This is a genomic window from Spirosoma profusum (assembly GCF_014699005.1).
Lineage (GTDB): Bacteria > Bacteroidota > Bacteroidia > Cytophagales > Spirosomataceae > Spirosoma > Spirosoma profusum.
The window spans coordinates 506,801-531,130 of sequence record NZ_JACWZY010000002.1 but is presented as its reverse complement, the minus strand read 5'-3'; the positions used below and the strand labels follow the sequence as shown (position 1 = coordinate 531,130).

The 24,330-nt window shown below is 48.4% G+C and carries 19 protein-coding genes; 10 read left to right on the top strand and 9 right to left on the bottom strand.

The annotated features are described in order from the left end of the window. Positions 1–217 precede the first annotated feature (217 nt). Genes IC229_RS04530 through IC229_RS04520 form a run of 3 tightly spaced genes read left to right on the top strand, consistent with a single transcriptional unit; the run spans position 218 to position 3,953 of the window. The gene (locus tag IC229_RS04530; RefSeq protein WP_190885723.1) at positions 218–619 is read left to right on the top strand and encodes a BlaI/MecI/CopY family transcriptional regulator; all 402 of its coding nucleotides are present in this window, start codon (positions 218–220) and stop codon (positions 617–619) included. Further along, on the top strand, positions 616–2,478 hold the full coding sequence (locus IC229_RS04525) for a M56 family metallopeptidase (RefSeq protein ID WP_190885722.1): 1,863 nt from the start codon (positions 616–618) through the stop codon (positions 2,476–2,478). The genes IC229_RS04530 and IC229_RS04525 overlap by 4 nt, the downstream gene beginning before the upstream one ends. Continuing rightward, positions 2,475–3,953 (top strand): M56 family metallopeptidase, encoded by a 1,479-nt coding sequence (locus IC229_RS04520; RefSeq protein ID WP_190885721.1) that lies wholly within the window; start codon positions 2,475–2,477, stop codon positions 3,951–3,953. Before IC229_RS04525 ends, IC229_RS04520 begins: the two co-directional genes overlap by 4 nt. 73 nt (positions 3,954–4,026) lie before the next feature. On the opposite strand, the gene IC229_RS04515 is transcribed toward IC229_RS04520, so the two are convergent. From IC229_RS04515 to IC229_RS04500, 4 genes are all read right to left on the bottom strand, one after another. After that, complete coding sequence (locus IC229_RS04515) at positions 4,027–7,305, bottom strand: M4 family metallopeptidase (protein ID WP_190885720.1); 3,279 nt, start codon at positions 7,303–7,305, stop codon at positions 4,027–4,029. A 35-nt stretch (positions 7,306–7,340) separates the two neighbouring features. Beyond that, the gene (locus tag IC229_RS04510) at positions 7,341–7,838 is read right to left on the bottom strand and encodes an FAD-binding oxidoreductase (protein WP_223833846.1); all 498 of its coding nucleotides are present in this window, start codon (positions 7,836–7,838) and stop codon (positions 7,341–7,343) included. A 180-nt stretch (positions 7,839–8,018) separates the two neighbouring features. Then, entirely contained in the window at positions 8,019–8,528 is a 510-nt protein-coding gene (locus IC229_RS04505) for a SixA phosphatase family protein (RefSeq protein WP_190885719.1), read from the bottom strand. Between the two features lie 157 nt (positions 8,529–8,685). Then, positions 8,686–9,480: a 3-keto-disaccharide hydrolase gene (locus IC229_RS04500; RefSeq protein WP_190885718.1), complete on the bottom strand. Its 795-nt coding sequence runs from the start codon at positions 9,478–9,480 to the stop codon at positions 8,686–8,688. Positions 9,481–9,602: 122 nt separating this feature from the next. Here IC229_RS04500 and IC229_RS04495 point away from each other — a divergent pair, with 122 nt between their 5' ends. The 6 genes from IC229_RS04495 (at position 9,603) to IC229_RS04470 (ending at position 17,608) form a co-directional block, all read left to right on the top strand. Next, positions 9,603–11,504, top strand: a complete 1,902-nt coding sequence (locus IC229_RS04495; protein WP_190885717.1) for a family 16 glycoside hydrolase — start codon at positions 9,603–9,605, stop codon at positions 11,502–11,504. Between the two features lie 96 nt (positions 11,505–11,600). Continuing rightward, positions 11,601–13,598 carry a c-type cytochrome gene (locus tag IC229_RS04490; RefSeq protein ID WP_190885716.1) on the top strand — a complete coding sequence of 666 codons (1,998 nt, stop codon included), beginning with the start codon at positions 11,601–11,603 and terminating at the stop codon, positions 13,596–13,598. Between the two features lie 320 nt (positions 13,599–13,918). Next, positions 13,919–14,488, top strand: a complete 570-nt coding sequence (locus tag IC229_RS04485; RefSeq protein ID WP_190885715.1) for a DUF6252 family protein — start codon at positions 13,919–13,921, stop codon at positions 14,486–14,488. A 72-nt stretch (positions 14,489–14,560) separates the two neighbouring features. Further along, positions 14,561–15,058 carry a DUF6252 family protein gene (locus IC229_RS04480; RefSeq protein ID WP_190885714.1) on the top strand — a complete coding sequence of 166 codons (498 nt, stop codon included), beginning with the start codon at positions 14,561–14,563 and terminating at the stop codon, positions 15,056–15,058. A gap of 128 nt (positions 15,059–15,186) precedes the next feature. Beyond that, positions 15,187–16,323, top strand: coding sequence for a TlpA disulfide reductase family protein (locus IC229_RS04475; protein ID WP_190885713.1), 1,137 nt, complete (start codon positions 15,187–15,189; stop codon positions 16,321–16,323). 217 nt (positions 16,324–16,540) lie between these two features. Further along, a complete protein-coding gene (locus tag IC229_RS04470; protein WP_190885712.1) occupies positions 16,541–17,608 on the top strand; it encodes a PLP-dependent cysteine synthase family protein in 1,068 nt (355 codons plus the stop codon). A 92-nt stretch (positions 17,609–17,700) separates the two neighbouring features. Here IC229_RS04470 and IC229_RS04465 read toward each other — a convergent pair whose 3' ends face one another. Next, entirely contained in the window at positions 17,701–18,105 is a 405-nt protein-coding gene (locus IC229_RS04465; protein ID WP_190885711.1) for a hypothetical protein, read from the bottom strand. Positions 18,106–18,294: 189 nt separating this feature from the next. Continuing rightward, on the bottom strand, positions 18,295–19,107 hold the full coding sequence (locus IC229_RS04460; RefSeq protein WP_190885710.1) for a class I SAM-dependent methyltransferase: 813 nt from the start codon (positions 19,105–19,107) through the stop codon (positions 18,295–18,297). A 653-nt stretch (positions 19,108–19,760) separates the two neighbouring features. Here IC229_RS04460 and IC229_RS04455 point away from each other — a divergent pair. After that, positions 19,761–20,474, top strand: a complete 714-nt coding sequence (locus IC229_RS04455) for a deiodinase-like protein (RefSeq protein ID WP_190885709.1) — start codon at positions 19,761–19,763, stop codon at positions 20,472–20,474. 51 nt (positions 20,475–20,525) lie between these two features. On the opposite strand, the gene IC229_RS04450 is transcribed toward IC229_RS04455, so the two are convergent. The 3 genes from IC229_RS04450 to IC229_RS04440 all read right to left on the bottom strand — a co-directional run bounded on the left by IC229_RS04450 (position 20,526) and on the right by IC229_RS04440 (position 24,294). Then, positions 20,526–20,975: an LbetaH domain-containing protein gene (locus IC229_RS04450; protein WP_190885708.1), complete on the bottom strand. Its 450-nt coding sequence runs from the start codon at positions 20,973–20,975 to the stop codon at positions 20,526–20,528. A 69-nt stretch (positions 20,976–21,044) separates the two neighbouring features. After that, positions 21,045–22,640 (bottom strand): serine hydrolase, encoded by a 1,596-nt coding sequence (locus IC229_RS04445; RefSeq protein WP_190885707.1) that lies wholly within the window; start codon positions 22,638–22,640, stop codon positions 21,045–21,047. A gap of 157 nt (positions 22,641–22,797) precedes the next feature. Next, positions 22,798–24,294, bottom strand: a complete 1,497-nt coding sequence (locus IC229_RS04440) for a SusD/RagB family nutrient-binding outer membrane lipoprotein (RefSeq protein WP_190885706.1) — start codon at positions 24,292–24,294, stop codon at positions 22,798–22,800. Positions 24,295–24,330 lie beyond the last annotated feature (36 nt).

The window sequence follows — 24,330 nt, the reverse complement described above, 5'->3', positions numbered from 1 at the left end:
CGAAGGAAGCATCTTAAAGCATCATGACACGAACGTTAGGGTATATTAAGATGCTTCCTTCGTCAGCATGACAAAAATATCGCCGAACAAAAAAGCCGATTCTGAGCTCAGAATCGGCTTTTTTGTTCGGCCAGAAGAAATAACTAATCTATTAGTTGTAAAACTAAACTATTAGTCATAACTTTCGTTTATCAATCAGTAATCACCTAAAAAGACAATGGCGATACGTGAACTGACCAAAGCTGAAGAAGAAATCATGCGGGTACTCTGGCAGCTAAAAAAAGGCTTCGTGAAAGACGTACTGGCCGAACTTCCTGAATCGGGCCGCAGCGACGGATCGGAACCTCCAACTAAACCCGCTTACAATACCGTTTCGACCATCATCCGTATTCTGGAGAAGAAGGGATTAGTCGGCTACACGGCCTACGGCAAAACGCACGAATACTATCCGCTCATTACGGAAGAGGAATATCGCCGTTTTCAGACGGAACAGTTGATGGCCAACTACTTCGACAATTCACTCAAGAAGCTGGTGTCCTTTTTTGTGCAGGATAAAAACATTAGTCTGAACGAAGCCGACGAAATCATCAAACTCTTAAACCAACAGAAAAACCAATGAATACGCTCGACTATTTCCTGAAAGCCAACCTGTATGGCCTGTTGTTCGTCAGTTGCTACTGGCTCTTTCTCCGGCGGCATACTTTTTTGTCACTCAATCGGGCGTATCTGTTGGTATCGGCCTTGTTGACACTGGTATTGCCGCTGGTGAAGTTACCGACCCGCACCGTCGATGCGCTTCCGATGCCTGTCGGCGTAATTGCCCTGCCGGATTATGTCGTCGCAGCCCCGGTCGAAACCGGGCCAGATTGGGTGCAAATTGGGCTTATAGCTTATGGAATTATTGCTACGTTGCTGGTGCTACGTCTGCTGCTACGTACTACGCGACTGCTACGTTTCATTCGTCGATCACCTCAACAACGTACCGATGACTACGTTCTGGTCCAGCCTGAAAGCACGCAGGTGCCTACCTTTTCATTTTTCCGCTATCTGGTACTAAATCCAGAAGACCGATACACCGGCGCTATTATCGATCATGAGCTGGTTCATATCCGTCAGCATCATAGCACCGACGTACTAAGTGTGGCCCTATTGCGGGCTCTGTTTTGGGCGTGTCCGGCGTTGTGGCTCATCGACAAAATGCTACGTCAGGTACACGAATTTCTGGCCGATAAAGCAATCGCGCATCCAGCCGACTACGCCCAATTTCTGGTTGGGTATGCTTTTGGCGCTCAGCCTGATACGTTGGTGAATGGTTTTTTTAATCCGTCTCTGCTCAAACAGCGCATTCTGATGCTGCACCAGCAAGCTACTACGCGCTGGGCACTGGGCAAATACGTGCTGGTGATTCCGCTGGCGTTGAGTTTACTCTCTATGACCACCGCTCGCGAAGAACTGGCTGCCATTGTTAATCAGGTAGCCAACGAACCAATCATGGTATCGGGCAAGGTGACTGATTCGGCCGATGGAAAAGCAATTCCGGGGGTTTCTGTTTTTGTAAAAAATAAATACTATACGGCAACTGACGTAAATGGGCGATATAAACTAACGGCTATTCCAAAAGAAGCGTCCATGAAATTCAGTTTTGTCGGCCTCGAAACGAAAGTAGTTGACGTAAAAGGCCGTTCCATGATTGATATCAGTCTGCCTGTCAAAAGCAGTACGTTAAGCGAGGATCGTGTGGTTGCCTACGAACCGACTGCTGGCCCCACGGAAGCTGTTCAGTCTGGGCAGGATCCTGTGTTCACGGTTGTTGAGCAACAACCAACATTTCCAGGTGGTATGCAGGCGCTTTGGCAGTATCTGGCCCGTAATTTACGTTATCCAAAAGAAGCAAGAGAGAAGCGGATTCAGGGGCGGGTATTTGTCCGATTTGTTGTCGCTTCTACGGGCAGCATTCGCGACGTAAGTGTTTTGAAAGGCATCGGCAGTGGCTGCGACGAAGAAGCGGTACGGGTAGTAAGTCAAATGCCAGCCTGGAAACCTGGTCAGCAGCAGGGCAAAGCCGTGAGCGTACTGTATAATCTCCCCATTAACTTCTCACTGGGAAAAGCAGAAGATAAACGTACTGGGCTCGTAACTCCACAATCCGATATCCCTAGAAGTGAGGGCGTTGCGGTTGTTGGCCATGCAAATAATCAAGCTTCTAATCTCCTTGCAGACTCTGTTCCTAATAAATCGACGACCATTCAAGTACGAGGAAACGCATTTACGGAAGGTGATCCGCTCTACATTATTGATGGCGTTGAAAAACCAAAAGGCGCTAAGTTCACCAAAGAAGGAGATATACCTGGGAAAAATGATATAAATATTCGCCCGAATGATATTGAAAGCATCACCGTATTGAAAGATGCATCAGCCGCTGTATACGGCGAAAAAGGGAAAAATGGCGTCATTCTAATAACTACCAAGAAGAAATGAGCACGTTCGCCTACCTTCTGACCGTCAGCCTGTATCTGCTGCTTTTCTACGGATGCTACGTCCTGTTGCTACGTCGAAATACGTTTTTCGGTCTCAACCGGGCTTATCTTTTGGGATCAATCGGTCTATCGTTGGTGCTGCCTTTTGTCAAGCTGCCCGCTACGTTATCCGATACGTTACCTACGGGTGTTATCACGCTTCCAGCTTTTGTGGTCAATTCGGGAGGCCATTCCGGTGCTACGTATGCGTTGACCGTAACCCAATGGCTATGGCTTTTTTACGGACTCGGCGTATTGATCATGCTTGTCAGGATGATAATCCATCTACGGGCGGTAATGCATCTGATCAACAGAGGGAACGCTGAACGCAAACCAAATTACACGCTGGTTCGCCTGACAAACAACGTAACGCCTTCGTTCTCATTTGGGACGTATCTGGTACTAAATCAGGCCGATTCAAACTCGGAACCCGACGCGCTGCTACGTCACGAAGAAGCCCATATTCGCCAGTGCCACACCACCGATGTGCTGTTTCTGGAAATAATACAGACTATTTTCTGGTTCAACCCCATCCTGGTTTTTTATAAAAAATCGTTGCAGGAAGTACACGAATTTCTGGCCGACCGAGCCGTTTTGCAAACACCCCAACCCGATTATCCGCGTCAGTTGGTAGCCTACGCGCTCAACGTAACGCCAGCCGCGCTCACTACGTCTTTTGCCTCAAAATCAACCCTTAAACAACGTATCATTATGTTACAAAAGCCTGCTTCACATCGCCGGGCGTTATTCGGCTACGCATTGGTTTTGCCACTGGCAGCCGGTTTGCTCATGTGTACGCAATCGGACCGCGACCAGCCTCAAAGTGCGGTTATCACGCCTGAAAACGCCACCCGTAAAAGCGTGAAAGTGGAAGGCGAAATTTTTACAGTTGTTGAACAGCAACCTGCGTTTCCGGGTGGTATGGCCAAATTAGGCGAATACTTAGGTGCCAACCTGAAATATCCGGCCGCAGCCGAGAAAGCAAATGTTGAAGGTAAGGTATATCTCAACTTTGTTGTTACAAAAACGGGGGAAATTACAGATGTGCAGTTGTTAAAGGGAATCGGTTTTGGAGCCGATGAAGAAGCGATTCGTGTGCTATCGCAGATGCCCAACTGGATTCCAGGTCGACAAAATGGCAAAGCGGTTAATACACGATATAATATCCCGATTTGGTTCCAGTTGGATGAGGAAACGAAGGACGCAGCCTTTAAGCAGTTAGGCCCGCCACCTCCTCCTCCCCCGCCACCGGGCGAAAACGGCAAAGAATCGACCTTTTTCAGCGTTCCGACCGATGACGAAACTATTCAGCGTTCGTTCGCTCACTTCATCGTCGACGATAAAGAAGTGGCTTTCCAGGAATTTCAAAAGTATGACAAGGCCGCCATCGTAGAAGCCAGCTCAAGCGACCAAACGATTCGGATAGCAACGAGGTAAAAAGATGTATGAAGTATGATGTAGGGTGTATGAAAGTGCTGACAATCATACACCCTATATCATACTTCATACATCACTCCTTCACCACTTTGCGGCTGGTGGCTCCGTTGGGGGTTTGGATTTGCAGGATGTACAACCCTTTCGGCAGTTGGCCAACATCTAACGTAGTGGAATGCTGACGAGGTTGAATCGACGGCTTCAACAATGTAGCACCCGTCAGTCCCTGAATCAATACCTGTTCGATACGTTCGGTAGATGGCAACTCGACGTTGAGCGTATTACCAACCGGATTTGGGTATACCGACAGCGCATCAGACCACGCGGGTTCCGTTCCGAGAACGGCCAGTACGTTAAAGCTTCGTTCTACGTCGGTTGCCGCAGAAAACTGGTCGTTTCCGTTCTGGAATGCGCGAATCGTCACCACACCCACACCCGTAAATCTCAACGTACTACCGCTCAACGTAGCGGGGCCACTTTTCACCTGAAAACTAACCGCCAGATTTGACGAACAGGTTGCTTTTAATGGCAGATCGCCCTGGTTGAAATAGCGGTCGGAAATGGCATCGAACGTAATGGTTTGTGCGGTTTTTGTCGGAATGGCGCGGTTAGCCTGGGTATACCATACCGGCCATTTTGTGTTTTCATACAGCAGCGATACCGATCCCGAAGGCGATATTTTATCGGTTCCCAGTTTTATACCCGATACATTCTCTTTCGAACCCGATTTTGTACTGAACACCAGCTGATTATCCAGCCGGGAGTAACTCGGAAAACCTAACGTATTGTTTTCATAAACGCCCTCCAAACCACCTGTGCTGATGTCGGTAGCCACTACGTAATAGCTGTTGTCATTTTCGTTGACGTAGTCAAAAGCAATTATATCGGGGGAGTTTTTAGAGAACGACGGGTTTCCAATACTTTCACCCTCCTCCAGACCCGAGAACAGCTTTTCGATATTGCCTTTTGCGAAGTCGCCCGTTTTGTTATTCCAGACATTGATAAAGCCTACGTCCCAGTAATCGACGGCATCACCTGTGTTGTTTTTCAGGGAGTTGTATGCATCATAGACAATGTTCTCGCCCGTAAAATCCCACTCGAACGAATCGGCATATTTTACGTCGCCTGTTCCAACGCCTTCCGTGTAAGTTGGGTTATACAGTTTAAACTGCGTCCATTTCTTTTTAGCGTAGCTATACACATAGACGGAAGCATCCTGTGCATCAGTCAGGGCGGCCAGTTTAGTACCGTCTTTTGATATCGCTACGTTGCTCCAGATTGTCTCATCGGAAATAACTGTTTCAGAAGCCGTACCAGTCAGACTTACCGCACGAATGCGTTTGTCCGTCGTTACGTAGTACGCAAATTTCCCATCGTCGGTTACGCTCGGGCGGTGTTTCAATGCCAACGCCGATTTCACTGTTAACTGCTGGGAACCTACTGTCGTTGCATAAAGTCGGCTGTCAGTTGTTCGGGTTAATAGGAGCAGATCTTGACCGTTGGCAACTGGTACGTCGGGCTGTTTGCCGGGGTTTGTCTGGGTGCCATCCAGTATGCCGACAGCATCAAAAGCCGCTTTGGCAGCATTGACCTCGGCTCCGGTGGCCCCGTAGAGGTCGCCGGCGGCTTTGATAACGGCCAGTCGCAAATCGAGGAATTGAGAGGTACGTACCAGATATTTAGTCAACGCCTGATAATACACTTTCTCGGCTTTGTCTTTTCCGACAGCCGTAGCGAATTTGAAGAAAGCAAAATTGGGAATGCCGCTGTTGATGTGTACGCCACCGTTGTCTTCCGTCGTATTATCGTATTGCGACATTGTAGCCGGCTGATAGCCATTGGGATCTTTGGCTTTCCCGCCCTGATTTGGGTTCGAGAGGTCACGTAGCGCACCCGATGGCAATACCTGGGACGTTGCTACGTCTTCGCCAAGCTTCCAATCGTCGCGGTCGATCATAGCTCCGAAAACGTCGGCCATCGATTCATTGATCGCGCCCGACTGATTTTTGTACTGCAAATTGGCCGTGTTCTGAATCACGCCGTGGGTCATTTCGTGGCCCGCTACGTCCAGAGCGCCCGCCAGTGGTTTCAGCAATTTGCCGTTGCCATACGCCATTACCTTGCCGTTCCAGTAAGCGTTATCCATTGCTTTCCCATCGTCGTCGGGCATGTTCACAATCGATACGATGGTTTCGCCATTGCCATTGAGCGCGTTACGTTTGAACGTATTGAGGTAATATTCATAGGCAATTCCAGCGTTGTAATGTGCCGAAATTGCTGTAGGAGTCCAGTTGGTGTTGTTGGCAGACGTAATCTGGTAGATTTCCTGTTTATCACCGAACGTATTTTTCGCATCAACCGTCCAGAGCGCCCCAACCGGATTGTCCGGCATTTTAGACGTCGACGACTTGAACATTGCCCGTGAGGCATCAACCATGTAATACGTATTGTTCGTGTGCTGATACGTCTGGAACGTACGTGTGGCACCGTTGAGGTCTTTACCAGTTGCTTTGATTGGCCCTGCAAACGAACAAGTGTGATTATACTTATCGAGAACTTCGCCAGTTTGCGCGTCGATGGTATATTCCCAGCGTTCGAGCATGTTCGGACGTACTGTCAGTTGATAAGCCAGTTTAGCCTCGCCGTTATCAGCCATGAACACGCACAAATCGCCTTCCGACGATTTCAGTTTCAGGATATTATCCCCAAACGAACGGACGGTAGCGGTTTTGCGCACATCGTTGAGCGCCCGTTCTGAGGCATCTGTCAGATTTAGTTTTGGGGTCGTTGACAATGTTTCCGGTACCAGTTGATACCGTCCATTCAACGTTGTTACGTTGCCGTCGGTGAGGTGAGCAACCAGTTCAGCGCCGAGGACGGGGATGCCCCGGTGAGTCTGCATCAGGCGAAGGTGCATTTGCCCGAGGTCATCCGTTTCAGATTGCCGAACCGTGAATTGTGATTCAGGATTTTCGATTTTCAGCAAACTACGTAGCTGCCCCATAAACTGATACGTTACCGACGTAGCGGCCGCAGCCGACAACCGCGCCCCTTTATTGATAGCCGTTTTCGGGCTCACTCTACGTTCGATAAAGATGGGCAGATTGGTCGTTGCGTCACGTACCACGCGCAGACGCATTGGCTCCAGCGAAGAAGCATTTTGACTCGTTCCCAACATTGTCTGCCGTCCAATTTTATTGGTAGGTGGCGATACCACCGTAGCACCGAGACGTTGCGGCAGATCGGATGAAGCAGCACCAGTTTTTCGTTTCTGGGCAAATCCAGATTCAGGCTGCTGAGCCAACGTAGCGGAGGCAACAAAAAGGCCCGTTAGTAAGAATAGCTGTGGTTTCATGACAAAGAGTGAAAGAATGAATGAGCGAAAGAGCGCTATTTCAGACGTAGTGAAGCCGGAATCATGGCCATGAACGAATCGTAAAATTTCGGGTAATTAGGTGGGACTATTTTGCCAGATTCGCCCCAGGCTACCTTATAGATTTCTTTCCCTTTTTTCCAGCGCACGAGCTTGTACGTATTGCCAGGGTAATCGAATTTGGTGGTTTTTATTTTACACTTTTCGTCGAACGTAGCGAAGACTTTTTTGGTGTTGGCGGGCGTTTGCTGGGCAATGAATGTGAACGTAGTATCGCGATTGCGCCACCCAAACAATTTTCCGTCTTCGAATAAGTAATAGGCAGTTGCAGCGCCGGTGAACCCTCCTCCGCTCCCTATGATTAGCTGGCGACCCGTATAGGTAGCAGGTGTAACAGCAACCTTCTTACGTAGCGTCGGCATTTTATCGCCGGCCGACCGTGGTTCCTGCGCCTGGACACGTAGCAGAAGCACAAAAAACAAACTGATTAACCCGATACTACGCACTGATTTCATGAGTCGATTGGTTGGCAGTTGCTGAACAAAGGTAGAAGCACGTAACACCTTCATCAATACTGCATTTGCATGATTTTAAGAATAGTTGAATAGCAGGCCCTGACAGGCTCCGGCTGTCGCGACTCCGACAGCGACTAACCTGGTAACTACAACCGACAGCCGGAGCCTGTCGGAGCCCATTTACGGTGGCGTTGGCTGGCCGTAAGTTGTCTGCGAAATTGTTCTTGATGTACCAAACAATCCCCGCTTGATCTGGACACGTAGCAGATTATCGAAATCGCCTGATGCAATTGTTGTCATGGACGGCTGTGTGCCTAATCCTTTGGCAATATCCAGAATGGTATTGCTGTGCCCAACGACCAGCACCATTTTGCTACGTATCAGGTTGATACGTTTCACAATTGCCTCATTGGGTCGGGCTGGATAATCGACCATCGTCAGCCCGAGTTGACGGGCGAGCGGTGCGGCAGTCTGGCGGGTACGTCGATACGGTGTCGTAAAAATCGAATCGACTCCTTTGGAGGCTAATACGTCGACTAACGCCTGCGCCCGTTCATGACCCGCCGGGGTCAAATCAGTCGTGTCGGCTTCGCTGACTTTCTCGGCATGGCGCACGATAAATACTGTCGTCGTAGAGCACGCCGTCAGCAAGCTGGTCATCAGACAAAATAGGAAGTAAATAACGCGCATAGGCTATCCATCAAATAATCAGGCAATGATACAAAAAGCCCCCGACAAACGCCGAGGGCTCTTATTAAATGGCAAGTTTACAGGAATGTATGAGGTATGATATAAGCTATAAAATCAGAATCAAGAATATATCCTACATCATACTTCATACATCTTTTTACAATTCTCTTACCCAAATATTGCGGAAACCAACCGGGTTTCCGTGGTCTTGCAGAATGAGGGGGCCTTTGCCGTGCGCTACAACTTTCGGATAGCCGATGTATTCGGTTGTACCGCGAATCGCTACGTGGTTCTGCACCAGCACGCCATTGAGCAGCACAGTTACAAAAGCAGGTTCCAGCATCAGGCCAGCTTTATTGAATTTGGGAGCATTATAGATGATATCATACGACTGCCATTCACCGGGTTTACGGCTGGGGTTCGCCAGCGGAATAGCCTGCTTGTAAATTGAGCCGACCATACCATTTACGTAGGTTGGATTTTCGTAGTTATCCAGCACCTGCAATTCGTAACGTCCCTGCAGGAAAATACCACTGTTGCCACGTCCCTGACCGTTGCCTTCCACTTTGGCCGGTGTCTGAAACTCAATGTGCAATTGCATGTCACCAAACTCCTGCTTGGTTTTCGCCGACGACGTTTTTGATGAATACAGGACACCATCACGTACGGGCCACTGAAGTGGATCAGTGCTAGGCGTTGGATTATAACCTTTGTTGGCTACCCACTGATCGGCATTTTTTCCGTCGAAAAGCACAATGGCATCCGAAGGAGGAGTTGTGCCGGATGTATTGGCGGTAATCGTACCGGGCGTTACGACAGGCGGAACAGGTTCCCAGATTTCGGTGGACTGGGGAGTCTGTTTGCTTGGTTCCGTTTGAGCAAGGGCCAGATTGGTATAACCCTGACAAACAATAGCGAGGCAAAGGGCAATTGGTAATCGTACGTTTTTCATGGAAAATGTTTCGAAATAATGAGTTCGTCCGTAAAACGATCAAAGATAAGTCTAACTGTTTATTCGCAGTCTTTTACGGGGAAAAAATGTAACTTTCGCCCTTCAAATCTTATGGTAAACGCATGATAACCTCTATTCTTTCAGCTCGTTTCGGAGGGCTGCTGAGTCTGGGCTGCCTTTTGGGTATCGGTCTGGCACTGGCTCAACCCGCCCCGATGCCGGGAACTTCAGTCACCCTCAACGATTTAAGTGCTTTTGTATCGCCCACAGCCAATTGGCAGATTCTAGGCGGTGTTCGGGCAGATTTGTCCAAGGACAACACGCTCGTGACCGATAAAGGCACCGGTGTTCTGGCGAATATCCCGATGGCTAAAATGCCACCCGATGCTCAGAATCCGTACAAATACGACTTGTTTACAAGTCTACAGCACGGCGATGTCGACCTGGAACTCGATTATATGATGGCTGTAAAGTCGAATTCTGGGGTGTATCTGCAAGGTCGCTACGAAGTACAACTGCGTGATAGCTGGGAAATTCGCACCCCGAACGTACACGACAATGGAGCCGTGTACGAACGTTGGGACGACAAACGACCTGATGGACAAAAAGGCTACGAGGGCCATGCTGCCCGTCAGAACGCCAGTCGCGCGCCGGGTTTGTGGCAACACATCAAAATCTCGTTTCAGGCACCGCGTTTCAACAGCAACGGTCCCGGCGGGGTACCGCAGAAAACCGAAAACGCCCGCGTGATTCGGATTGAACTAAACGGCGTAGTGGTTCAGGAAAATGTTGAGTTGACTGGCCCCACACGCGGTTCCGCTTTCGCCGACGAAAAATCACTAGGCCCCATCCGTTTTCAGGGCGACCACGGAGCGGTAGCTTTCCGTAACATCCGCTACGTTGCCTACGACAAACCCCGTCCCGAACTGGTCAATCTGAAATACGCTGTCTACAAAGGGAAGTTTGAAAAAGAACCTGCTTACGACAAAACCGCTCCTGAATCAGAAGGGGCCACTACAGTACTTTCGGCTAACGTGAGCCGGATTCCGAACGAGTTTCTGATTCGTTACACGGGTACGTTACGTGTTTCTGAGGCTGGTGAATACAAATTCAATCTGGGCGTACCCGGGGGCGGTGGTCTGATGAAAATTAATAATCAGACTGTCATTTCGCCCGGCGAATGGAATGCTCGTGGGCAAGCGACGTTAGCTAAAGGCGACCTTCCTTTTGAGCTTTTGTACTCGAAATTTGTCGACTGGGCGCAACCCGCAATAGGGCTGACCATTGCCGGACCGGGCATCCGCGAATACGTTATCGGAGATGGCGCAGGTGGCTCTGGCGAAGAAGCCGATCCTATTCTGGTCGAAGCCAATACGAATACGATGCTACGTAGTTTCATGGACATGCCCGGCGAGAAAAACACGCAGGGCCGAACGCTACGTGTCACCCACGCCGTGTCGGTAGGCAGCCCGGAACAGGTACATTATACGTACGATCTCGACAAAGGCGCATTGGTGCAAGTATGGCGAGGTATGTTTCTGGACACAACGCCCATGTGGCACGAACGGGGCGACGGTTCTTCCCGACCAATGGGAATGGTTCAGCGGCTGGGCGCGCCCGTGTTTTTCCTCGCCAAACTCGGATCGGCACAAACCAACTGGCCTGCTGATACAACCGGTTCCGGATACCATCCCAAAGGATACGTACTGGACGACAACGACCGTCCTACGTTCCGCTACCAAAGTTTTGGCGCTTCTGTCGATGATAAAATCCGGACGTTAGGTGAAGGAAAAGGCATTCAACGGGAAGTAACCATTGCCAATCCCCCCAGCGACCTCTACGCTCGTCTGGTGAGCGGCAGCACCATCAGCGCGCTGGAAAATGGTACGTATATGGTCGATGGGCAGGCGTATGTACGTATCGACGACGTAGCAGGAGCAAAACCCAGCATTCGGGAAGCAAACGGGCGGCAGGAACTGATTGTCCCTGTGAAAGGCAAAGTGGTTTACTCAATCCTATTTTAAATGTATGATGTATGTAGTAGGATATATGAAGCGTAACCATACCGCACGGGCGGCCCCGATCGTATATCACACAGCATACATTGACTAATTCAGCTCATGAAATACATACTAACTGCCCTCTTCACGGTTGCCAGCTATGTAGCGGTTCAGGCACAGGAGTCGCCGAAAGAGGAGGATTTTTTTAAGATTCTGAAAGTAACCGCACCGGAGGGTACTCTGCTCGAAGTCGGCGGCCTGACTGTACTGCCCAACGGCGATCTGGGTGTAGCTACACGCCGGGGTGATATCTGGGTTGTCGAAAACCCAACCAGCCGCAAACCATATTTCCGCAAGTTTGCTACAGGCCTGCACGAAATTCTGGGGCTTACATACAAAGAAGGTGCTTTTTACTGCGCTCAGCGTGGTGAACTCACGAAACTGGTTGATTCCAACGACGATGGGAAAGCCGACGTATTCGAAACCATATTCGCCTGGCCGTTGTCGGGCCACTATCATGAGTATAGCTTCGGTCCTAAGATTGCGCCCGACGGTCAGTTTTTCGTAACGGGTAACGTAGCGTTCGGCGACGAGGAATGGTGGCGGGGCGAAAGTCGTGTTCCCTGGCGAGGCTGGACCATGAAAATAGATGAAAAAGGCAATATGCAGCCCTGGGCTACGGGTATGCGCTCACCCTGCGGACTTGGTATTTTTGATGGTGAACTGTTCTACGCTGATAACCAGGGCGACTGGATGGGCTCAGGCGGCATCGTGCATGTAAAGAAAGGCTCTTTTGTGGGGCATCCAGCAGGACTACGTTGGACAGGGCAGGCCAATTCGCCGGTTAAATTGTCTATTGAGCAATTCGATGCGCAAATTGATGAGCGCAAGCGCCGGGGCGAAAATGGACGGGCTATTAAACCCGAAAACGTAGTGAACGAAACCCCGAACATGCTTTATCAGATGAAAGATAAGTTTCCGGGTGTTGACATTCAAACGCCTTCCGTCTGGTTGCCGCACGGTATTCTGGGTATCTCCAATTCCGAAATTCTTGAAATTCCGCAGGGCGCTTTCGGGCCGTTTTCCGGGCAACTGCTCGTGGGCGACCAGGGTATGAGTAAAATTTCGCGGGTGTTCATGGAAAAAGTGAATGGCGAATACCAGGGTGGTGCCATCGAGTTCCGTAACGGTTTCAAATCAGGGGTGTTACGTATGGCTTTTGCTAAAGACGGATCGCTGTTTGTAGGCGAAACCAACCGGGGTTGGGGTTCAGCCGGTGAAGCCAACGAAGGACTGCAACGCCTTGCCTGGAACAACGTGATTCCATTCGAGATGCGTACCGTAAAAGCGATGCCCGATGGTTTCGAAATCGAATTCACCAAACCGGTTGACCGGAAAACTGCCGAGGATTTGGCTTCATATCGGGTCGAAAGTTTCATTTACAAATACCACCCGGTTTATGGCAGCCCGACTATTAATAAAGAAGCGCTGCCTCTCAAAGGAGTAAAAGTGTCGGCCGATGGTCTGAAAGCTCGTCTGGTAGTCGATAATCTTCGGAAGTACTACATTCATCAGCTAACACTCGACGGCGTTCGCGGAACAGAAGGCTCCTACTCGCTCGTGCATCCGATTGCCTATTATACGCTGAATAATATTCCCGAAGGGCAAAAACTGGCTGCTAGTGAATTGAGCACCAAAAATTCGGCGGCAACACCAGCTCCGGCAGCCACACCAGCAACAACGCCAGCCGCCACGAAAGCAGCGGCTACCAAAGGCGGCAAGCCAAAACTGGTGGAAGGTCAGGCCGTAACGATGGCCAAAGCCCCGACTTATGAGCAGGTAAAAAGCTTGCTGACACGTCATACGTGTGCAGCCTGTCATCAGACCAATAAACGGCAGGTCGGCCCTGCTTTCGCGGACGTAGCGAAACGGAAATATACCAACGATCAGATTGTTGAGCTGATTTACAGCCCTAAACCACAACACTGGCCCGATTACGCGACCGAGATGCCTCCTATGCCGCAGGTCCCCAAAGCCGACGCGCTGAAGATTGCTGCCTGGATTAACTCACTTGCACCCGCCAGCGGCAACGCTTCGAAAGAGGAAGCGAAGCCATAACGTAGTGATTCATACTTTTTAATTCAACAGCCCGATATGCCCAGCGTATCGGGCTGTTGCTTTTTAGGGCAGGCCCAGACAGCATCTTGCTGACTGGGACAACTTCTCCAAAATTCCGCCAGTTTTAGAGTCATTTCCACCGCTTTTAAACCAGAGACCGCCTTCTGTATAGTCTCTCCGATAGTCGCTTTCTGGACGTAGTAGTTTTGAATCGTCAAACAGGAAGAAACACCGCACGGCGCTCTCCTCACTGACTCAGGTGACTGAATCATCCTAACATAGCAACTAACTTTTAACAGGCACAAACAACTCTTTCAATCATGAAATCTTTACACGTAGCAGCAATCCTTTTCTTTTCTGGTATCATCGGTTTAACGTCTTGCAGCAAAAAAAATGACGACGTAATGCCTGCGCCGACTCAAGCCACACCAACAACACCAACATCCACTACCACTTCGACAACCACGCCAACCACCACCACTACAACATCATCAACGGCGGCTCTGACTTCAACAGGCTTCGTGGCCAAAATTGATGGCAAAGACTACATCCCTGATTTTGTATATAGCAAAGCAGTAATGCCTGGCAATGATGGTTACTATGGCATCTACGGCCTCGACAGCAGAACCGGCGACGTAGTGTTTATTGGCCTGCCTTATGCAGCGCTGGTTGGTACCCACAAATTAAGCTACGTTAATTACGGTGGCTTCTCGCTTGGTAACGGCACTGATTCATACTCAACCCGCGTGGAACCCGGCGAAGGTACTGTTACGATCACTAAAGTAACTACTACTAACGTCGAAGGCACCTTCTCGTTCGTGGCTTATAATGACAAAGGCACCGTTAAACGTACCATCACCGACGGGAAATTCAACGTACCATTTAAGTAATCTGATGTACTGAATCTCCTGACACTAAATCAAACCCTTCACTTTTTCAAAAACAAAAAATCTTCTCAAATCATGAAAACGTTACGTTTCGCAGCAATCCTCGCCTTCTCTGGTATCATTAGCTTAACCTCGTGCAGCAAAAAAAATGACGATAGTGTCACTCCAACCGGAACCGGAACACAGCAACAGTCGAGTGTAGCCTTCGCTACCAAAGTTGATGGTAAAGAGTTTAAACCTGACTTCGCCTACGCTAAAATTAGTTTCCCCGGTAATGATGGTTACTACGGCATCTACGGCCTCGACAGCAAAACCAGTGACGTAGCAGTTATCGCCCTGCCAAACTCAGCACAAGTAGGAACGCACGAATTAAGCTCTATCAGTTTCGGTTCGTTTACCAAAGCCAGCACTAGTGACGCGTATTCAACAGTAGTTAAGCCTGGAACTGGCACGGTTACGATAACGAAAAAGACCGCTACTGAAATTGCTGGTACGTTCTCCTTCACCGCGTATAATGAAAAAGGAATTAAAATCACCCTAACCGATGGTACGTTCAACGTACCGATCAAATAATAAGGTTTACTACTACGTATCACCGACGGTCAGCCTCGCAAGGAGCTGACCGTTTTTCTGTTACGTATGTGCGAACTCCGCAGATTATCGTTACTTTTAGAGCTTTGCAACTGAACACATTCATCACTATGAAACAATTACTTGTTCTTATATGCCTGCTAAGTCCATCGCTGCTTTGGGCACAGAAAGGTACGTATAACCTAAAGGGAAAACTTCGTGGCGTAAACGCTCCAGCTAAAGCCTACCTGCGTTACCGGATCGGTACCGACGTAAAAATGGATTCGGTTACGATTGATAATGGTACGTTCTCGTTTATGGGCGCCGTCGACGAACCTATTTCAGCAGGTTTATACGTCGATAAGCTTGGAACGGGCTTCACGACGAAACGTCCCATTTCATACATAAGCCTTTATCTGGAACCAGGTAACATTACCGTAGAAAGCCCTGATTCGCTCGCCAATGCCTTTGCCGACGGAACTCCGCTTAATATTGATAATCAGAAGCTAACGGGCATGCTGAGACAAACGACCGATAAAATGGCGGAGTTGATGAAAGAATATAGGGCTGCTACGCCTGAGCAGAAAAAATCGAAAGAGTTTGAGCAAAATCTTGATAAACGGTACGAAGCCATCGAAGCCGAGCAGAAAAAAGTGAAGGCGCAGTTCATTAAAGAAAACCCGAATTCACTGGTTAGTCTGTATACACTACAACAATATGACTACACACCCGAGTACGCCGAAGTTGCACCTATGTATGAGGGCTTAGGTGAAGTAATCAAAAACGGTAAAAGCGGAAAAGAGTACGCCAAAGTTCTGGCCAGCGTAAAAGCTACGTCCATTGGCGAGATCGCTCCCGAATTTTCACAGGCCGATACGTCTGGTAAGGACGTATCACTCAAGAGTTTTCGGGGTAAATACGTACTGGTCGATTTCTGGGCAAGTTGGTGTGGCCCCTGCCGGGCTGAAAACCCGAACGTAGTGAAAAACTTCCAGCAGTATAAAGACAAAAACTTTACCGTTCTGGGCGTTTCCTTAGACCGTCCTAACGCGAAAGAAGCCTGGTTAAAAGCCATCCACAAGGATAATCTGACCTGGACGCACGTATCGGATTTAAAATTCTGGGAGAACGACGTAGCAAAACAGTACGGTATCCGGTCTATTCCGCAGAATTTTCTGCTCGGTCCTGATGGTAAAATCGTCGCCAAGAACATTCGGGGCGAAGAACTCGGCAAAAAACTCGGCGAGATTCTGGCCGCCAAACCCTGACGATAAATCCAGCAACGTATTACGTTACCCGCAATGATTTCCGAACGTTGCGGGTACTTTTTTTTATACAACTCCGTCTGAAACGTAACACGCCGATTTTTTTGTCATTCTGACGCAGGAAGAATCTCAGTGTTTCCTTACGTTCTAGTTAGGATGCGTTAAAATTCTTCCTGCGTCAGAATGACAAAAACGTTACAGGCCAACTTTTTCACTACGTATGACTTCATCTTCCGAAATCACCTTAAAACCCGCCATTCAGGAAAAATTCGAGCACCTTTGGCACCTGGTCGGTAACACGCCAATGCTGGAATTATTTTATACCTACGAAGGCCAGCCCCGGTCGCTTTACGTCAAATGCGAGCATTATAACCTGACCGGCAGCATGAAAGACCGCATGGCCCTGCACGTACTGCATCAGGCATACCGGCAGGGGCATATTCAACCCGGCGACCGGATTGTGGAAGCCACCAGCGGCAGTTCGGGGATTGCTTTTTCAGCGGTGGGTCGGGCGCTTGGTCATCCGGTTACCATCATCATGCCCGCTGGTATCAGTCAGGAACGTATCGACATCATCCGCAGCCTGGGAGCCGATATTATTCTGTTTACCAAAGAAGAAGGCGGTTTTCTGGGGGCGATACGTCGGTCGGAGGAGATGGCTGCGGCTGACTCACAAGTTTTTCTGCCACGTCAGTTTGCCAATCAATATAACGCTGAAGCGCACCGACTTACGACGGGCAAAGAAATCTGGCTGCAATTGCAGGGAGTCGACGTAACACCCGATGCGTTTGTGGCTGGTGTCGGAACGGGCGGAACGGTGATGGGCGTCGGTCGGTATCTCAAATCGCGCAAACGGGATATTCGCGTTCATCCGCTCGAACCTGCCGAATCACCCACGTTGTCAGTCGGGTATAAAACGGGTTCACACCGAATTCAGGGGTTTTTCGATGAATTCATTCCCGACATTCTGAAACTGGACGAGCTGGACCACGTAGTACAAGCCAGCGATGGCGATTCTATTCTGGTGGCGCAAAAACTGGCCCTGCAACTGGGCGTAGCAGTTGGTATTTCATCAGGCGCCAACCTGATCGGAGCAATTAATTTACAAACCGAATTAGGTGCTGATGCCCGCGTCGTGACCATTTTGTGCGATAGTAACAAAAAATACCTCAGTACCGATCTGGTACGTGAAGAACCCATAAAACCCGGATACGTAGCACCGTCCATCGAGTTCACTGATTACCGGCCCATCAGCCGATTGCTCGTTGGAAGACCAGGCGTTTTCTGATACGTAGCGTTAAAAACAAAACTTCCCGAAAGTCTAGAGCTTTGGGGAAGTCGGGTGTCCAGTCCGGAAAAACTAACTTTAATTCAATCCTATTAATTCATAGCCACTACGCGGCCAGAGGTTGCAGGCTGCTCGGTTTTGATCGTCACTACGTGCTTCTGGGTTTCAACACCGTTGGTGATTTCAACCTGATACACGCCGTCGGGCAGTTCGCCCAGGTTCAGGCGAGTGCGGTAGGCGGTTTCGTTTTTACCCAAGCGTTCGCTGAATAAAACCGTACCTTCATTGTTTTTGAATTTAACATCGACAGTTCCACCTAGTTCCTTATTCAGGGCAATGTTCAGTTTATTGTCTTTCGAGGTATAAATACCGGTCTGGTAAGAAACGGCAGACGAAGGGTCCTTGATACCGATTGGTTTAGCTTCGGTTAACGTAGCAGATGCAGTAACGATACCCAGTGAAAGAGCAAGAGCGAAAGATTTGATGAGCGTTTTCATTGTATGTTGTTGTTTGTGTTTAGTTCTAAGCAGGTCGGGGTTTCTTTCCCGATTTGTTGCACCAAAGTTATAGGCGGTAGCTAGTACTATGTATTACAAACTACTGGAACGGCAACGGGATTTGATGAGTGGTCGGAAAATAAGGACGACTGATCGAACGGTACAGGCCGAAAATGCGTGTTTGTGGGGCTAAACAGTAACCGTTACCCTTAAGAATGCGGCAGGTATCAACGTTTTAGTCTTATCGTCGCTTATGTTCTGGCTTTCAAACAGGGCTTTTAGTTCCTCCTGTAGAGCCTCAGCCTTACCATTCTTCTCAGCCGCTTCGAAGGCATTCATGGTAGGTCCATAATAGTTTCTGAACTTACTGAGCAACTCAGCGGGGGAATACGAAGCCCTGAGAGTAGCCGTATCCTTTAAAAAGCTAATGTTCTCCTTGGGTACGCCCACTTGTTCAAACCGTTCGATTACGTGACTTTCGACGCCCCACAACATAGGACTGATAAAACCCTCTGGAGGTGGCGGGGTATAAGCCGAACTAATTTTTAAGACTTGCGCAACCAGAGTAGGATCGCCCGGTATCCAGTTGCCCATCACGATACGTCCTCCCGGGCGCGTAACCCGAACCATTTCCTTTGCTACGTCAAATGGCTTTGGCGCGAACATGGCTCCGAAAATGGTCACAACCAGATCAAAACGCTGATCCTCTAACTCATGTAGGTCAGTTGCGTCCCCTTCCTGAAAGTGGCAATTGGTAAGTCCTTCGGCTTTAGCCCGACGGTTTCCCGCTTCGACCAGGTTACTGGCAATATCCACACCTAAAACTGTAGCTCCTAGTCTGGCTTCCGGTATGGCGGTGGTACCATCACCGCACCCCAGATCCAGAACATTAAGTCCGGGTGTGATACCAAGTTGGGCGACCAGCGCTTCACCGCTTTCACGAATGGCTTGGGCAATTTGGGTAAAATCCCCTTTTTCCCACAATGCTTTGTTCGGATTCATGCCTGAATAATGAATTAAGGTTAGAAATGATCTCAGTTAGCCCTCATAGAATAGAGTGCCAATAAAGTAAAACCTATGATACTGACTACGAACTATTTAGGTTACGGTAGTTTCCTATATGGTAAGCGAGCCTTATCGAACTACGCTTTCTAAAAGAAAGCTAGCCCAAAATTGGGTTTACCCGTTCATTTAATGAGTGCAGCTAACCCAATACTATTTTCTGCATTTCTCCTAAAAGATTTTCAAATTTTTAATGTGTGTTATCTACTTATTCAAACGAGTGAGTATTTATTACATTCTTACCCAATTGACTTATTATAGTGCATACTGACTACTAAGTAAGTTGTAGAATTTTTTTACCCGTACAAATGCCTATATATCAGGGTTTTTAAATATTTATTTTCACTATTTCTTTTGCTAAAATAGCAATGAATTACCTAGTACTATTCGCTTATAATAGCAATAAAATACCAGGTTATTATTTCATATTTAACACTAGAAATTTTACCCAATAATTTGAAAATCAAATAATTATACATAATTTATTTTAAGATCTTTTTAACCCTTAAAAAATTTTTCGATCTCATAATTGCTTAGTTTAAAACCAATTTTTATCGATTATAAAATCGCCCATTTTTATCAACGTTTTAGTTATGAAATTAATAAGCTACTTATTTAGCTTACTTTTAGTGGCTACTTTATGTTCCTGCCAGACAAGTTACAATGTATCAAGAGGTAATAGTCAACTTCCTAAAGATGAAGCAACTGTAAATTTGCCTGTATCAGAAGGCATCAAAAATAATTATAGAGATTTTGAGAAATTAGGCTACCAGAAAGGCGCAAAAATCTCGGATTTGACACTGTATTCTCCTGATGGTGTGAAGTTTAATACGTCGGAAATACTGGCGAAAGGCAAACCACTCCTGCTGATCTCGGGTAGCTATACATGCGACATCAGCCGACATAACTTACTGGATGTAAATGCGTTGACTGCCCGGTATAAAGATAAAGCCAGTATTTACCTCATCTACACAATCGATGCACATCCATCGGATGTAGCCAGCCCTTATTCCCAGACGAATCAGGTCAGTCTGGCGAAAGATAATATTCGGGAGCACATTGAGGCCAAACAGGCTAAAACGTATGGAGAAAGGAAGACGCTCGCCCAGAAATGGAAGCAACAGAACAACATTTTAGCGCCCGTTGTGGTCGATAAACCAACGAATGATTTCTGGCTCGCTTACGGTCAGGCGCCCAATATGGCTTATTTTATCGAGCCCGACGGAACGGTTTTTTATAAGCAGGCCTGGTTTAAGTATGTCAATCTGGACAACGCCATTAAAGAGTGGTTACGGAGTCATTCCTAGGCGTTTATCAAAAAACACTATCACCAAGTTTGTAGCTCAATCCAAAGCGAATCAGCTCAGAACTACATTGATTCTGGTCACCAACCCACCCGGCCCGGTAGCAGGCCAAGCCATAAGCATGGCCCAAAAAAGCGCCCATCCGAGCATAACCGATGGTAATGCTCGGTAAAATACTGGCCCGGTAACAATCCATACATCGTTCCCAATAAACGTATTACCCTTTTGTGGATATGATTTGCCGTCCATAGCCTTGCTCCAGTCGCCACCAAAAACAGCAAAAGGATACGAACTAACGGCTTCAACAAGGTGGTTAGCGCCATTCATGATAAACTCGACGCCAGAAGCAATCATGCAAAACTTACCGATTGTGAGGTGGGCGCCGGTAAAATCGAACAGGTAACGCACATTTTTCTGAAAGTTCTCAACCGTCTCAAAATCATCGTAGTACGCATAATCGCCAATCGTAATTTGGGGATGATTAATCAGGTTTTCAGGAAGCACAACCGTTGATAACCGGCCAGCGGAAATGTGGTAGAAGGTGAAACAACTGCCATAGTAAAAGCGATTAAATTAATTAGCTGTCTTTTCTGGCACACGCTGCAAATCCAGATCCTGAAAATCGAAGCTGAAATCGGTGAGGGGCGAGATAGGCTTCATTTTGAGAGAAACCGGCTTCATGGTTTCATCGGTCTGGAACGTAACGTAGGCATCAGCATCGAGGCTGCGGTTCAGCCATTTCACGATGAACGTATTGTTTTTGTAGAAGAACATTTCGCCCGTCAGCTTCGGCGAACGTAGTGACTGAAACCAAAGCTGTCCGTTTTTCTTACTAATCAATACGTCGCCAAACCAGTTATCGTGATACGTTCCGAGATAAGACGTAACATCCGTTTTCGACGTACCGCCTTTCTGTTCTTTCTCGATACTGTCCCAGATGTTTTTGGTGATTTGATTTGCTTCGTCCTGGCCCTTTTTTACCCGTTCACTGAAAGTCTTCACCCAATCGGTTTGCGGTAAGCCGAGGTAGCTGTCTTTAATTGTGTTCGTAACAGCACTGAAAGCCGCGCCGACCTGCTGATTTGTGAAAACGATGATACCAAGTTGAAGCTCAGGAAGTAACGTTACCTGCGTTACCATACCCGCGAGGCCGCCCGTGTGTGTCACTTGCTTGTAGCCTTTCACATCACTGAGGCCCCAACCCAGCCCGTAAGCCGAAAAATGCGTATTGTAGGGTGGAACAGGCGTCGGACTAACTGGCGTAATAGTCTGCGGTGCCCACATGTCGTTGTGCACATTTACACTGAACAATTGCTGGCTCTGATTTGGACCGTATTTTCCGCGGTTCAACTGCATAATTACCCATTTACTCATGTCGGCTACACTCGAATTAATGCCCCCCGCCGAATTACCAAACCGAAACATATCGCGGCTGATTACCTGCACTTTCCCATTGACCGACGCGTGGGCATCAATGACATTGACTTTATCGGCCAGTCGACTATACGTACCGGCACTACGTGTCATCTGAAGCGGTTTCATGATACGTTCCTCTACGAACGCTTCCCAGCTTTTGCCGCTAATACGTTCAATTACTTCGCCCGCCACCATATAAAGCAGATTATCGTAATCATACTTCGTCCGAAAACCTGAAACAGGTTTCAGATAGCGCAGGTTATGGATAATGTCTTTCATGGTGAAATTGCTCGAATCGGACCAGAACATCAGGTCGCCTGCGCCGAGGCCGAGACCGCTGCGGTGGGTTAGCAAATCACGAATCGTAAATTCTTCGGTTACGTAGCCGTTATACATCCGAAATTCGGGAATATAGTCAATCACTTTGTCGTCCCATTTCAGTTTACCCTCATCAATGAGGATGCCTAATAATGCCGAAGTGAACGCCTTACTGTTCGACGCAATGCCAAACAGCGTATTTTCATCCACTTTCTCCTTGGTTCTCAGTGATCGAACGCCATAACCTTTTGAATGAATAACCTTCCCATCTTTCACCACAGCCACGGCAATACCCGGCACATCGAACGTAGTGAGTGTTCGCTGTACTACGTCATCAATCTGCGCAGACGTTATGGGCTGGGCGTTAACCGAATTGTTCCAAATGAAACAAGTAAGAATAAAAACTGGCAGGAGACGTAACAGGCTCGTTTTCATATAAGAAAGAGGTTATCTGACAAAATAAGCAAAAAAACAGAACCGCACTGGGTTACCGGTGCGGTTCTGTTGAGTAAAGAATTCAGGGGCGAACATGACGTATGCCATTACTCCAAGTAATGGCATACGTCATGTTCGCCCCTGAATTCCTTACCGTCTACCGTTTATCCCACCAAACTTTGCTCAGGTACGTATCGCCACTTGGCAAACGTCCCACGGCGGCATCGTAATTGGGTTTATTCAGCAACGCTTCCTGCGTGGAATAAACAGCCCGACGCGGAATCTGCCCGTTAGTCGAACCAGCGTTTGGACCGGGCGTCAGTTTTGGATAACCCATCCGACGCCATTCGATAAAGGCTTCATAAGAGCGTCCGAACAACTGAATCCATTTCTGCGTACCGATTTTCTCTAGTTTCTGCTCCTTCGTCAAACCCGTAAACGACAGTTCGCCATACGTAGCAGGAATGGTTGTTACGTTGTAAGGAGCCATCGACATAGCCGCTTTTACGCCATCCTGATAAAACTTCTCAGCCTGGTCAGACGTAGCACCCCAGCCCTCAAGCGCAGCTTCGGCTTTATAGAAACTCACATCGGCAAAGGTCATCTGCACGCACGGAATGGGCGGATTGTATGCCTTGTTGAAGAACGTAGCCTGCGAAGCCGTCGAATAATCGTCCTTAATAATGGTTTTGAGCAGCGCATCCGTCAGCGCCACACCAATACCCTTGTAAGCTGGTTTGCCCGCTTTTACCGAATTAACCGTCGGTTGGACCAAAGCAGGAAGGCGCGGATCATTTGTGGTAACCAACTGGTTCACAAACGTATCAGCCAGATATTTTAAGTCCGGGCTACCAGCCAGCCAGTGGTTCAACACTGGATGGACGTTGGCGTTAGTGGCATCGTTATACGTCGGAATAGCCGCGTTATCAGCGTTCGATTCCAGCAACGGCTGGCCCATGGCTTCAGTCACGGTTTTCTGCGCCAGCGTGGGATCGCCATAACGGGCGCGCATACCCAGACGAAGTTTCAGCGAATTGCCGTACTTTTTCCATTTCGTTACGTCGCCTTTGTAATAAAAATCGGCGGTTCCGTAGCTGGCATCACTGGCATTGAGTTGGGCAATAGCTGCATCGAGCGTCGTAATCAGCGACTTATAGATCGATTCCTGCGTATCGAAAACAGGCTGATTATTCACATTTTCGGTGCCCAGCGCCGTTTGCGAATATGGTACGTCGCCGAACAGATCGGTCAGTCGCTGCCAAAGAGCTATTTCAACAATCCGGGCGATGGCCAGTTTGGTACGTCCGCGCGGGTCGCTTTCGAGCCCTTTTAACAACTGGTTACGTATCTGTGTGATGTTCCGGATATAAACGTATTGGCTGGCCCACAGATCGGTATCAGCCTGTTGGATATAGCGCGAACTCGAAATCAGAACGCCCCCCGCCCACTGTTGCACCCACGAACCAAACTGGTTATTCGGGTATTCAAATCCTTCCGAAAAAGCCGCATCCCGTTGTACTTTCGACAGTACCAATCCGGGGTCAATGGACGTAACGGAGGTGGGTGGCGTATTTATTTTTTCAAAATCGTCGGTGCAGGCCTGCGCCATAAATAGCGCGAGTGCAATGCAGAGAGGTTTTATTATTTTTTTCATTGACGTAATGCGGGTGGAAACCCGCAGTAATTGGCT